The sequence below is a fragment of the Duganella sp. AC917 genome (genome assembly GCF_979258245.1).
The window spans coordinates 1,802,801-1,816,204 of sequence record NZ_OZ409848.1; the positions used below are offsets into that span (position 1 = coordinate 1,802,801).

Below are 13,404 nucleotides of genomic sequence, written 5' to 3' on the forward strand. Positions count from 1 at the left end.
AAGCAGCGCATGGAATGGCTATTCGACCCGAACATTTGGGTCGGTCTGTTTGCATTAATCGTTCTCGAAATCGTACTTGGCGTCGACAATCTCATCTTCATCGCGATCCTCGCCGATAAACTGGCGCCGGAGCAGCGCGACAAAGCGAGGCTGGTCGGCCTGAGCCTGGCGATGCTGATGCGCCTGGGATTGCTGAGCGTAATGTCCTGGCTGGTCACCCTGACCGAACCGCTGTTCTCGATTGCCTCGCTAAGCTTCTCCGGACGGGACCTGATCCTGCTACTGGGCGGCTTCTTCCTGCTGTTCAAAGCCACGATCGAGCTCCATGAGCGGGTTGAAGGTAAAGTGCACGCGCAGGGCGACTCGAAGGTCTACGCCGGCTTTGGCGCGGTCGTCGCCCAAATCATCGTTCTGGACGCCGTGTTCTCGCTCGACGCCGTCATCACCGCCGTCGGCATGGTCGACGAGCTCGGCGTGATGATGGCTGCCGTCGTCATCTCGATGGGCGTCATGCTGCTCGCGTCCAAGCCGCTGACGCGCTTCGTCAACGCCCATCCGACCGTGGTCGTGCTGTGCCTGAGTTTCCTGCTGATGATCGGCCTGAGCCTGATCGCCGAAGGCTTCGGCTTCCACATCCCCAAGGGTTATCTGTATGCCGCCATCGGCTTCTCGGTGGTGATCGAGGCGCTGAACCAGTTGGCCCGCCGCAACTTTGTCCGTAGCGAATCACGCGCTCCGTTGCGCGACCGCACGGCCGATGCCGTGTTGCGTCTGCTGGGCAGCAAAAAACGCTTTGCTTCGGGCAGCGACGAGGAAGAAAACACGAGCACGGAATTGCCGGAAGCGTTCGAGCAGGAAGAGCGCAACATGGTCAGCGGCGTGCTCAGCCTTTCCCAGCGCTCGGTACGCTCAATCATGACGGTGCGCTCCAACATCTCGTGGATCGACCTGGACGCCGACACGGCCACGATCCAGGGCCAGATACTGGAAACGCCACACAGTTTCTTCCCGGTCAGCCGGGGGCAGTTGGACAACATTATCGGCGTCGTGCGCGCCAAGGAGCTGATGGCCAACCTGGCGCGCGGCGTCGCGATTCCGCCCGAACATATCCGTCCGCCGATCATCATGCCGGAAGCGAGCGGTGTGTTGAAGGTGATGGAAACGCTGAAGCGTTCGCGCGGCCAGCTGGTGCTGATCGCCGATGAGTACGGCACCATCCAGGGCGTCGTGACGCCGATCGATATTCTGGAAGCGATCGCCGGCGAGTTCCCCGACGAGGACGAGCAGCCGGACGTGCAGGAACAAAGCCCGGGTTGCTGGCGTGTCGCCGGCACGGCCGATCTGCACTATCTGGAACAGGTGCTGGAGACGGACGAACTGATCAGCGAAAAGGACGATTACACGTCGCTTGCCGGCTTCATGTTGGAACGTATCGGCAATTTGCCGACGGTGGGCGAGGCGGTCGAGCTGGACGGCTTGCGGTTCGAAGTCATCGAGGTAGTGGAACGCCGTATCGCGACGGTGTTGGTGACGCGCATCGAACAGCCGGCGCCGGACACCGAATAGGACGTTGCCGTAGAATGCGGAGCGACCGCTCAGCGATGGGGTGACGCGCCGTAGTAACGCAGCGCGCCATCGGGCACGATATCGACACGGTCCAGGATGAAACCCGGGTCCATCGCGTACAACCGCAGCCGATGCTTGCCCGGCGTGAACTGCCGAGGCGGCAGCCACCGCACCGCCGTGTTGCTCAGCACGTTGCGCTTCCACTCGTCGCTGCGGCCTTGCGTGCGGTAGTCGAGTATCGCCACCGGGCCGTCATCGATGCTGTAACCCAGCCTGAGCTGATTTTCCGACGTTAGCGGATGGGTGGGAAGGGCGACGACGTCCACGCCGACCGGACCTGCGGCATCGGTGTCGAACTCGATGACCAACGGTTCCACCGCCGCAACCTGACCCGCCTGGACGGAGGCCATGGCCAGCGACGTGCGCAGCACCGAACCCATGCTGCCCAGCTCATCTATTTTTTGCCAGTGCGAATGCGGCGCGGCGCTGGACGCGGCGATCGACACAGTGTGTGGCCGTGACGCTAGCCCCGCAGCCGTGGACGCAGCAGCCGAATCAGGCGCCGGCGTGACAGACCAGACCGGCTCGGCGAACACTGGCAGCCTGCGCGGCGCCATATCCATCATGTGCTTCCACTTACCGTTTGCCAATCCATTGTACTCGGCGGTGTCGGCGATGATGGCTTGGTGCGCCGCCTTCGCTTCCGCTACATACGTTTCGGCGCCGGCCTGCTCACGTAATCCGGCCAACTCCAGCTTCAAGATGCGCGCGTTCAGGTTGGCGCTTGCCCGAACCGGATAGAGCACCAATTCATAGAACGCATCGCGGCGGTCGGGCGACATCGCCTCTGCCAGCGCCTTGGCCCGCCTGGTGATGGCCGCGTACCGGTCCAGACGCCGCCGCGCCTCGTCGCCGCCCGATCGCAGGTACGAGGTCGGGCGGTTCGGCGTGGTCGGCTCGGTCTGGCCGAAGCCCATGAACTCTGGGCGCCGCTCCCAGGCCAGCGCGTAATACTCCATCATGATGTCGGTGATCTCTTGCGCGCGGGCGGTGCCGAATTGCCGCCCCATCCAATCACGCATATGCTTGCTCGGCGCCTGTTCCAGCAGGCTGTTGTCGAAGGCCACATCGAGGAAGTACTGGCTCAGGTATTCAAGCGGCTTGATATCGCCGACGTTGGCCACCCACAGCTTGTGGGCGCCGGTGTGGCTGGCGCGTTGCAGCTGCTCGCGCACCAGCGAAGGATGCGTCGTACCCAGCCACAAATAATCGTGCGGACGACCCCAATACGACAAATGATAGTAGACGCCGGCGCCGCCGGCCCGCCGCGCCTCGGCGGGGGTGCTGAGCTGGCTGATGTAGCCGTAATTGTCGTCCGGCCAGATCAAGCTGATGTCATCCGGCACCTTCAGCCCGGCCTTGTAAATGTCCAGCACTTCCTTGTACAAGGTTAGTACCTGCGGAATCCGCTGCGGCGGCCGGCCCTGCGCTTTTGACAACAGACTACGCTGGATATCGATGACCTGCTCGACGCCGTCGCGCGCCTCCGGTATGGTCCTGGCACCTTCCATCGCGCTGTCGTGCACGCCGCGCAGGCCGACCGACATCAACGTTTCGTCGCCTTTGACCTGCTGCACACGTTCGTCCCAGTAAGCGATCATGCGTTCGCGGTTGGTGAAGAAATTGAACGGGCCGTTGGTTTTGAGGTTCCACTCGCGCACGTTGTTGCGCATCATCGGCTCGGCGTGCGAGGTGCCGACCACGATGGCATAGTCGCGCGCCATCTCCGGATTTCCGTCGATCTGGTAGAACGGTTTGGTCGAATCGTGCATTGCCGGCCATAGCGTGTTGGCCTTCAAGCGCCACATCAGCTCGTAGATCCGCGCGTAGGTGGCCGGGCCGATGTCGCCGGTTTTCCGATCGTAGGTCTTTGCCGCCCATGGTTGCAGGCCCCAATCCTCGTCGTTGAGGAAAATGCCCCGATACTGTACCGATGGCGCGGGCGGGAACACGGCGGCGTCGTCGATCGTCACGCGGGGCTGGCGGCGCGGTGTCACGTCCGCCCACCATTCCCAAGCGGAGATGCCGAGCTCGCGCGTCAGGTCCACCACGCCGTAAATGGCGCCGCGCGTGTCCGACCCGGCGATCAATACATAGTTCTGTTTTTTGGAGCGGACGACCAGTCGCTTATGCCGCTCCCACTCGCCGCGCAGGGCGGACAGGTTCAGGCGGTCACGTTTGGCCAGTTGGCGCAGCAGCGGCGTGTCGTACGCGCCGATGATCACGCAGGTTTTGCCGCAGTCCTGCAATCGGGATGAGATGCGCGGCGCTTGGCCGCTCAGCGCCCGCAGGTCGCGGCCCAGCAGTTGCGCCGCCAGCGCATAGGTCTTTTGATCCTCGTGGATGATGGCAGCGGACGGGCCGCCTTGCTCGTACAAGGTCAGCTCGCCGGCTGCGGCCGGCATTACGACGGCAAACAACGCCCAGCACGCAAAACGGCCGCCGAATTTCATCGCTGGGCGCTGGCAGCGGCAGGAGCCGACCCAGGCATGATCTCCAGCGGCACGCCTCCGCGCACGGTGCGCAGGTTGACCAGCTTGACCGGCTCCAGTGCGTTGCCCGGCTTGCCGTCGGTCGTCACCACCAGCGCGATGGTGTTGGCGCCGTTTGGATTAAGGATGCCCGGCGGAATCACGAACGTGCGCTGTGGGCCGATATGGGCGATGAACTGGCCCATGTTCCAGCCGTTGACGAAGATCAGCACGCGGTTTTCGCGCTCCGAGCGCGGCCTGGTGGTATCGCCGAACGCCAGGCCAAGCTGGATGTCGTGGCCTTTCGGCAAATCGAGATCGAACGACGTCCGCAGCCAGTAGGTGCCCGGCGCCGGCGGCGCGTCGCCGGTTTTGGCCCTGCTCCAGCCGGCATCGGACGCCTTGCCGCCGGCGGACGGCAGGTACCAGCCCTGGCGTTCACCGTACAGGCCGCCGTTGTTCATCGGCCCGCGCACCACGTCGACGATGTTCTCGCCACCCTGCGTGCCCTGGATGCGCCATGCGATCGGAACGGCGTAGCGCTGCCCGCCGCGCGACGTCAGCGACGCCGAAATCAAGCCGCGCGCCTCGCGGTGGTAGTCGTCCGCCATCAGGTTCCAGTTGTGCGAGTTGTTGCGCACCATGACAGCGATCACGTGTGGACCTGTCGCCAGCTTGTCGCCCAACGAGAACTTGACGCTGTCGGTGGTCTCCGGGAACGAGCGTCCGACATCGAGCTCGTGCTGGCCGACGAATTTGCCGTCGACCCACACCTGTAGCATGCCGGCGCCACCGGCGCCATAGAACAGCTCCAGTTGATTGCTCTTGGCATCGGCCAGATCGACGCGGCCACGATACCAGACGTCGCCGTGGTGGAAGCCATAGTCGCTCATTGCCAGGGTCGGCTGACCGCGCTCCGGCATGGTCCAGGTCTGCGCCGCCGACGCGCGGTTATCCGCCTTGATCCAGGCCGAGTCGTCGAATTTCGGCTGCGCCTCCGGACTGTCCATGCGCCGCGTCCAGGCCAGCTTGCCGAGTTCGGGCAGCTTCACCGGATCCGGTCCCTTGAGCGCGCCGGTGCGCAGACTGCCGTCAGGCTGGACGGTCACGGAAACGTCTTCGCCGTTGAAGCTGACCGCCGATACCGCCGGACCCCAAATCTGCAATTCACTGGCGGCTGCCGTATCGCCCGTGAGCGCCAGTTTGCCGCCGGCCAGGCTGGCCGAGCGCACCATCGCCTCGCTGAGCTGGAGCACCTGTCCCGCCGGCGTTTTCTGGGGCCAGAAGGCCAGGCTGTTCTTCTCGTCGGCCAGCAATAGCAGCAGCGGCGTGCGGCCGCCACCCGAAATGCGCACGCGCGCCAGGCCTTCGTGGACGTAATCGAGCTTGAGCACGCCATTGTCGTAGCGGGACGAGACCTTGCCCTCGATGACCTCCACTTTGGGCGCGCTGGCATAACGCAGCAGCGTCTCGCCCGGCTCGCCGGTACGGCCGTGCAGCAGCGCGATGTCGCGTTCGCCGTTGGCGAAGTGGGTCTGGATTTCCGACGTTGAATACACCAGGTGATGTCGTTCCAGCTTGTAGTCGGCCAACAGCATCTTGGCGTCCTGGCCGTTCAGGCGCAGCGGCACCTTGTAGCTGCCATCCTTGGTCGTTAGGTCGAACGTGAAGCTGTCGTTGGTCAGCAGGTCGGAAGGGCTGTGGACCGCGAACAGGATGTGCGTGTCCAGATCCGGATTGACGTTGTGGTAGACCTTGACCTTGTCCGACGAAGTCTTGATCTCCGGTCCCTTGTCCATCTTGGCCAGCGCCTGCTCGGCCGCCTGCACAAACATGCCTTGCTGCTTCAGGGAATAGGCTTTGGCCCGCAAGCCCCGGTCTTCTGAAATCGGCGCACCGTAATCGTAGGAGGTGTACACCACCGGCCCGGCCAGCCAGCCCCACGAGGTGCCGCCAAAGGTCATGTAGATGTTGTGTATGGTGATGCGGTTGATCAGATTGGTGCCGTAGAACACCCGTTGATAGCCTGTGCCCTGGCGCTCGCCGGTGCAATTGTAGGTACCGTTCGAACCCCAGTAGTCGAACCAGCCGCCACCCAGTTCCGCAGCGAATCCCGGCGTCTTCGGCGACGACAGCGCGCCGATCTTCGGCGAATTCTTGCCGTAGATTCCCCAGTCCGGCGCCTTGTTCGGGCCGGCCGGGTCGGCATGCACGTTGCAGGTGCCGCCTGGATAGCCGTCGAACGCGTACATGTCGGTCGGGCCGGGATTGGCCCACGGCGCGGTCGAATCTTTCGGCGTCCAGTCCGGCAACCGGCCGGCGGCGTTGTGGAAGAACGGCACGCTGATGCCGTCCGCGCGCGCCTTCTTTGCCAGATGTTCCATGTGGCGCACGTGCTTCGGCTCGACCTTGCCCAGCTCGTTTTCAAGCTGGTAGGCGATGACGTTGCCGCCGCCGGTGGTGATCTGGTGGCGTCCGATAATGGCATTGATCTGCGTCATCCACTCGTCGACGGCGGCCAGGTAGACCGGATCGTCGGTGCGCGCCTCGGCGCGGTTGCGGAACATCCAACCGGGATAGCCGCCGCCGGTCAGCTCCGCGTTCACGTAGGGGCCGGTGCGGGCGATGACGTACATGCCTTCCTCTTCTGCGATCTCCAGTGCGCGCTCGACGTTGCGCACGTGCGAGAAATCGTAGGCGCCGGGCGCGCTGGAGTGATAGCCCCAGTCGAAATAGAAGGCCACGCCGTTGAAGCCGAGCGCCTTCATCTTCTGGATAACGTCGCGCCACAGCGAAGGATTGGGCAAGCGGAACGGGTGGATTTCGCCGGACCAGACGACCACGCGCTTACCGTCGATCAGCATCGAGTGCTCATCCCAGCTGACTTTTTTTGGCTGCCCCTTAGGCTTGGTGACTTGCGCCAACGCCTTGCGGTCCTCGACCAGCACAGAGGCTTGCTTGACGATGCCGGACACGCCACCCAGTTGCCGGGACGCGCTCCAGGTGCGCAAGCCATCCTGGCTGTCGGAATACCAGCGGCGGCCGGGCGCGGCGTCGCCAAAATACAGACGCCATTGCCCGCCGGGCAGCTTGACCAGCGAGTGGGCGCCGCTGGTGGCGCCCCAGTTGGCCCAGTCGCCTTGCTTGTCGACCCTCCACGGGCCTTGCAGCGATGTGGCGCTGGCCATTTCGATCAGGCCGGTGGCGCTGTTGCGGGCAAGGGCGGTGTAGCCGGAATCGGTGACCGCGACTATCGTATCGACATAGTTGTCCGGTAAACCCTGCAATGGTTGCGGCGCCGACCAGGCGCTGAGGTCGGCGTTTGGTGTTACGACGTAGCTGCCGCCGCTGGCGCGCGAGACGATGGCCTTCAACGCGCCGTCTTTGTCGCGCAACCATTCCGGCGCGACGGCTTGGGCGTTGCCCGGCAATGCCAGCGGCACGTTGCGGACGAACTCCCAGTGTTTCAGGTCCTTTGAGCGGGTCAGTCCGAGCTCGGCGCTGTCGGCGCCGGTAGCGTACAACACATAATAGTAGCCGTCGCGATGGCGAACGATCGCCGGATCGCGTATCAGCCCGGCCGGCGGCCGGTACGCATCGGAAGCGAGCGACGTGAAGGTGACGCCGTCCGTCGACGAGAATAAACTCAGCCAATTGTCCGACGTGCTGTTGAAACTGGCCATCAGGAAAGCCGCGTTGTCCGCCACGCCGCCGCGCGCCGCGCTGGTTTGCCGGTCGGCGTCGGATGCCTGCGGAATGCCCAGTTCCTGGGCGGCGCAGCCAAGCGCCAAGGCCGCGCCGCCGATGCCGGCGATGGTTTTTCTAGCGATGCGTGGAAGGTTCAGCATGGACTTGTTTCAGTGAGGTAAGAACCCCACATCATAAATCCATATGCCAGGACGGCGACGTGTCCGTCAATCAAGAAGTTGAGTGATTCGTGATCGACGCCCGTCGCCGCCTCGCCGGCGTTACAGCGACTTCAGGAACGCCAGCACGGCGTCGCGGTCGGCCTTCGACAGCGCCTCGAAGCGCTGCCGCGAACGGTCCGCCTCGCCGCCGTGCCACAGCACGGCCTCGGTCAGCGATCGGGCGCGGCCGTCGTGCAGATAGCCGGCCTGGCCGCCGCCGCCCATCACCTTGTCGGTATAGCCGATGCCCCACAGCGGCGCGGTGCGCCACATCGCGCCCTTGGCCTGGCCCTCGGTAAACCTATCGGCCAGCCCCGCGCCCATGTCGTGCAGCAGCAAGTCGGTGTAGGGGCGGATGGTCTGGTTGCGCAGCTCGGCGAACAGATGGCCGGAACCGGTCTTGATCTCGGCCGTGTGGCAGGCCACGCAGCGCATGCCCTGGAACAGCCTGGCTCCAGCCGCGACCTGTTGCGCATCGACGCGATGCTCGTCCAGCGGCGCGACGCCTTTCGGGAAGCCGCTGGCGACGCTGCGCTGGGCCGGCACCGCCACCAGCGACAGATAGTTGGAGATCGATTGCAGATCGGCCTCGGTGATGCCGGCCTGGGCGGCACCGGCGCGGCAGGCGACCGGGCCGTTGATGCAGTCGCGGCTGCGGTAGACCGGCGAGGTCACCGCCATGTCGAGCAGCAGCGCTTCGGCGGACTGCTGGCGCAAGCTCGCCTTGGCCGCCTTCCAGCCGAAGCGGCCGACGCGCACGGCGCCGCTTTCCGGGTCGAAGACGTAGTTGACCACGCCTTTGACGCCGTCGGCATCCGGCGCCGAACGGGCCAGCGCCAGGATGGTCGCCTCCGGGATCGCTTCAAGCAAGCCTGCGCCGATCATCGGCTGGGCCGCGCGCAGCGAGAAGATGTCCGGCGTCGCGCCTTCGAACGCCAGCGTCGGCTTGCGCAGTTCAACCGTGGCGCCATCGGCCAGCTTGACCGAACGGGTCTCGAAGCCGGCCACCCGCACGCCGTTGCCCCAGTTCTGCGGCTTGCCGGTCGACGACATCGCGTTCATCTGGACCGCGGTGCCGTATTGCGGATGCGGCACTTGCTGGCCGCTGCTGTTGGTGGTGGCGACGCGGATCGACATGCTGTCGAGCCGCTGGTTGATCGCTGCCGGCGCCGGGCTGCGACCGTTGTTGACGTGGCAGGCGATGCAGACGGACTGGTTGAAGCGCGTGCCCTGGAGGCCCACGGCCTGCGCGTAGCGGTCGTTGCCCGGTTCGTTGTGGTCGCCGGTGGTGAAGTTGGTGTGCACCAGGCGGCGACCTTCGACGAAGCGCTGCATGTTCTGCATGCCGACGTTGTTGTGCGGCTGCTGGAACATGAACAAGCCGTTGTCCGAGTAATTATAGGAGACCGAACCGGCGCCGCCGGACAGCGTCTCCTCAGGCAAGGGAATCGTGTTCAGGCGCGGCTGTACGCCGTACCACGGCTTGAGGCCGGCGCCGACCACATAGGCCCATTCATACGAGTAGTAGCGCACGCCGCCGTTGTCACCCTTGGCGGCCATCGCCTCGGCCGTGCTGAACATCGACGGCGACACTTCGATGACATCGCCGGCCACCAGCGGGCGGCCTTTGACGGTGGTGCCGTTGGGCAGGCCGTCGGCGCCGAGACCGGCGTGGCCGGGATAGTTGTCGACCCGGATGGTGCAGCCGTTGTTGATGCCGTTGGCGTTGGTCAGCTTGCCGTTGAGCGGGTAGGCCACCGGCTTGCAGATGGCGACATTGTCGTCCACCAGCTGGCCCGGCGCCATCCAGCCGTAGCCGGTCACGCCGGGACGGTCGAAGCCACGGAAGAAAGCCACGCCGCCTTTCAGGAAGTCGACCGTGGTGTACTGGTTCACGGTCAGCGTCGGCTTGGTGACGCCGGCCACGCGGCTGTTGTCGATGATCTCCACGCCCCAGGTGCGGTTCTTGAAGTACTGCGGCACGAAGGTCAGGTAGTTCCCCGGCCCCTTGTCGAGCGGCAGGCCGGTAACCGGATCGACCGTCTCGTTGGGGCCGTAGCCAATCTCGTTCCATTCCTCGCCGCGCTCGCGGCCGTGGCGGGCCAGGCCGCGCGCGCCGAAGCGGGTGACCAGGGTGCCGTCGGCCAGCGTGAATTGCAGCGTTTCGAGGGGCTGGTCCGACGAGGGCAGGGGAGCCCAACCGGCGCCGCTGGCGGGGAAGTTCAGCGGCGACGTGGCGACGCCGGCAAGCGTGTTGTCGCTGCCCGGCGTCTTGAATTCCACTTCGTACAGCGAGTAGCCATACTGGCTGGCTCGAGCCACGCCCTGCAGGCGCACATAGCGGGCGTCGATGCTGAGATTGAAGAATTCCTCGGTGCCGCCCTGGCCGTTGGCGACCGCGCGACGCAAGGTCCAGTTCTGGCCGTCGTCGGAAACCAGCAGGTTGTATTGCTTGCCGTAGGAGTTCTCCCAAAGCAGCTTCATGTAGCCGATCGGCGTTTTCGCACCGAAGTCGAACTGGATCCAGGCGCCGTCCTCGAACGCGCTGGCCCAGCGCGTGTTGGTCTTGCCGTCGACGGCCATGGCGGCCGTCAGCCCGGGATTCTCCAGCTTGGACGAGGTGGCCGCGACCGGCTTGACGTTTACGCCAGGCTGGGTTGGGTCGTAAGGCAGCGGGGTGGTCGGGGCGGGATCGGTCGGCGCCGTCCCCGGCGTGCCAGAGAACGCCTGCACCTCGATGATCGAATAGCCGTACTGCGTGGACCGTTTGACGCCCTTGATCCGCAGATAACGCCCTTGGCCGTTCAGTCCGGTCAAATCCTCGGTGCCGCCCTGGCTGTCGTCGATGCTTTTGATCGTGCGCCAGGTGGCGTTGTCGTCGGACACTTGCAGTAGATATTGCGCGGCGTGGGCGTTCTCCCAATCGATGCGCACGCGGGTGATGACTTCGGTCTTGCCGAAGTCCAAGGTCAGGTACTGGTCGTCGGTAAAGCCGCTGCCCCAACGGGTGCCGTTGTTGTGATCGATCGCGCCGGCGGCGGACAGGTCGCCGCGTTCGGCGGAGCTGGCGCTGGCGTTGACCGGCGTCAGCGCCACTTCCGCCGAGACCGCGGCGCCTTGCATCTTCATGGCGCTCAAGGTGCGTGGGCCGGACTGGGCGGTATCTTCGCCGCCTCCGCCGCCGCAAGCGGTCAGCACTGCGGTGAGCAATGCAGTCAAGGCCAGCGGCAGTGCTTGGGTGGGGAGGCTGCGCAAGGCTCGCAGGTTGGGTTGGTGGCGACGCGGCGAGCGATACATTGCAGTCCCTTTTGTATGGTTGGCCGTGATAACGATCCAGCACATGGAAACGTTTCCATCAGCAGTGGCTAAAGGCCTGATCCCGGTGCGATTGCAGGCCCTGTCGCAACGTGCCGGATGGCGGCTCGTCACAACTAGTTGGTTACAAAAATTTCGATTGAGCAACGTTGCTGAAGATATCTTGTGTCGACCGGTGTGTCAAGGCGTGTCATAAAAATGTCATGAAAGCCGGGTGGGGGCGAACTAACACCCCCATGCCGGCGTCCGGGCTTAATTCAAATCAATTTGCAAGATTAATTTGCCTCGGCCATCGCCACTGCATCGGCGCCGGCGGGGAAGCGCCGGGGCGACGACGCATCGTTGGCCGCCCGCCATACCGCTTCGGCCACATCCACCGCCCGCGTCACTGCGGTTTGCTCCTCCCATGCGGCGAACACGCCCTGCGCCATGTCGGCATAGGCTTCGGGAATGGCGCCTTCCATGTGTGCCCGGGCATTTTCGCCAAAACTGGTCTCCGGTGCGCGGCCCGGCAGCACCAGGTTCACGCGCACATTGAACTGCTCAAGTTCCAGCGCCAGCGATTCGGTAAAGGCGTTGACCGCCGCCTTGCTGGCCGTGTACACCTGCAGCAAGGGCAGCGGCAGCAACGTGACGGCGGACGTGACGTTGACGACCACGCCGGCCTTGCGCTGCCTGAACTGCGGCAGCACCGCCTGTGTCATCGCGATGGTGCCAAGCGTGTTGGTCTCGAAGATCAGGCGCGCGCTGGCCATCGACGTGCCCTCCAGCGCACCCAACAAACCTAAGCCGGCGTTGTTGACCAGTACGTCGATCGGTCCCGCCGCCTCGATCGCTAGACGGATGCTGTCGGCGTCGGTCACATCGAGCGCGATCACACGCAGCCGGTCGGAGTGCGGCAGCAGATCGGGCGTCGGGGTGCGCATGGTAGCGACGACGTTCCAGTCGCGCTCGAGGAAATAGCGGGCGGTTTCGAGGCCGAAGCCGGACGAGCAACCGGTAATCAGAACGGTTTTCATGAATAACTCCTGTGGTCGGTGATGGGAAGTGAACTATAGGCTGTCGTGGCCGGACTTGCTATAATCGATAGTCCGCTTTCCATTCGCAGGAGTCCAAACATGATTGATCCCTTGGCGGAAGTCGTTTCGCTGCTCCAACCGCAGGCGCGTTTTTCAAAGGTGGTCGACGCGGCCGGGCCCTGGCGCGTGCGCCGTGTCGAGTCCGGGCAGCCTTTCTATTGCGTGGTGATGGAAGGCGCCTGCCAGCTCACCGTCGGCGAGCAGCAGCCGATCGAGCTGCTGCGGGGCGATTTTGTGCTGATCCCGTCCGCGCATAGCTTCACGATGTCCAGCCGCGAGCCGGTGACGCCGGCGGACGCCGACACCGAACCGGTGCCGCAGCCGCATGGCGGGTTCCGGCATGGCCGGCAGGATGGTCCTGCGGACGTGCAGTTGCTGATCGGCCACTGCGCCTTCGATTCCCCGGACGCCGCGTTGCTGGTGTCGCTGTTGCCGCAACTGGTGCATGTGCGCGGCGACCGGCGTCTGGCCACCCTCGTCGAACTGGTCGGCGACGAATCGCGGGCCCGACGGCCCGCGCGCGACGTCGTCCTGGCCCGCTTGCTGGAAGTGCTGATGATCGAAGCGTTGCGCTCGTCGGCGCAGACCGGCGCCTCGCCGGGCCTGCTGCGCGGACTGGCCGATGAACGCTTGGCCGTCGCGATCCGCCAGATGCACGAGAGCATGACGCGGCCGTGGACGGTGGCGCAGCTGGCCAAGGAATCGGCGATGTCGCGTTCGGCGTTTTTCGAGCGTTTCAGCCGCGCGGTCGGCGTCGCGCCGATGGAATATTTGCTGGCCTGGCGCATGGCATGGGCCAAGCACCTGCTGCGGCGTCAGGAGGGCGGCGTCGCCGATGTCGCGCGGCGGGTCGGCTACGGCTCGGCCAGCGCGTTCAGCGTCGCCTTTGCGCGCCACGTCGGCTTGCCGCCGATGCGCTACGCGCGCGAACTACCCGACTGAGCACGATGTAAATCAAAGACACGGCCGCCTTTTGCGCTAACGTCAACCCTTGTGACCATGATC

6 protein-coding genes are annotated in these 13,404 nt (G+C 64.8%); 2 read left to right on the forward strand and 4 right to left on the reverse strand.

Translation table 11 applies throughout. The annotated features are described in order from the left end of the window. Positions 1-9 precede the first annotated feature (9 nt). Complete coding sequence (locus ACZ0BA_RS07925) at positions 10-1,566, forward strand: TerC family protein (protein WP_463450775.1); 1,557 nt, start codon at positions 10-12, stop codon at positions 1,564-1,566. A gap of 29 nt (positions 1,567-1,595) precedes the next feature. Here the strand turns inward: ACZ0BA_RS07925 and ACZ0BA_RS07930 are convergent, their stop codons facing one another. The 4 genes from ACZ0BA_RS07930 to ACZ0BA_RS07945 form a co-directional block, all read right to left on the reverse strand. Beyond that, entirely contained in the window at positions 1,596-4,031 is a 2,436-nt protein-coding gene (locus ACZ0BA_RS07930) for a glycosyl hydrolase 115 family protein (protein ID WP_463450776.1), read from the reverse strand. A gap of 44 nt (positions 4,032-4,075) precedes the next feature. Further along, complete coding sequence (locus ACZ0BA_RS07935; RefSeq protein WP_463450777.1) at positions 4,076-7,945, reverse strand: beta-galactosidase; 3,870 nt, start codon at positions 7,943-7,945, stop codon at positions 4,076-4,078. 120 nt (positions 7,946-8,065) lie between these two features. After that, complete coding sequence (locus ACZ0BA_RS07940) at positions 8,066-11,134, reverse strand: di-heme oxidoredictase family protein (protein ID WP_463454724.1); 3,069 nt, start codon at positions 11,132-11,134, stop codon at positions 8,066-8,068. Positions 11,135-11,595: 461 nt separating this feature from the next. Then, on the reverse strand, positions 11,596-12,339 hold the full coding sequence (locus ACZ0BA_RS07945) for an SDR family oxidoreductase (protein ID WP_463450778.1): 744 nt from the start codon (positions 12,337-12,339) through the stop codon (positions 11,596-11,598). A 99-nt stretch (positions 12,340-12,438) separates the two neighbouring features. On the opposite strand from ACZ0BA_RS07945, the gene ACZ0BA_RS07950 reads away from it, so the two are divergent. Beyond that, complete coding sequence (locus tag ACZ0BA_RS07950; protein ID WP_463450779.1) at positions 12,439-13,341, forward strand: AraC family transcriptional regulator; 903 nt, start codon at positions 12,439-12,441, stop codon at positions 13,339-13,341. Positions 13,342-13,404: the final 63 nt, after the last annotated feature.

What these genes read in the sequence shown, in the direction of transcription:
- ACZ0BA_RS07925 (WP_463450775.1), top strand. Translation starts at nt 10, where the DNA reads ATGGAATGGCTATTCGACCCGAACATTTGGGTCGGTCTGTTTGCATTA.
- ACZ0BA_RS07930 (WP_463450776.1), bottom strand. Translation starts at nt 4,031, where the DNA reads ATGCCGGCCGCAGCCGGCGAGCTGACCTTGTACGAGCAAGGCGGCCCG.
- ACZ0BA_RS07935 (WP_463450777.1), bottom strand. Translation starts at nt 7,945, where the DNA reads ATGCTGAACCTTCCACGCATCGCTAGAAAAACCATCGCCGGCATCGGC.
- ACZ0BA_RS07940 (WP_463454724.1), bottom strand. Translation starts at nt 11,134, where the DNA reads ATGAAGATGCAAGGCGCCGCGGTCTCGGCGGAAGTGGCGCTGACGCCG.
- ACZ0BA_RS07945 (WP_463450778.1), bottom strand. Translation starts at nt 12,339, where the DNA reads ATGAAAACCGTTCTGATTACCGGTTGCTCGTCCGGCTTCGGCCTCGAA.
- ACZ0BA_RS07950 (WP_463450779.1), top strand. Translation starts at nt 12,439, where the DNA reads ATGATTGATCCCTTGGCGGAAGTCGTTTCGCTGCTCCAACCGCAGGCG.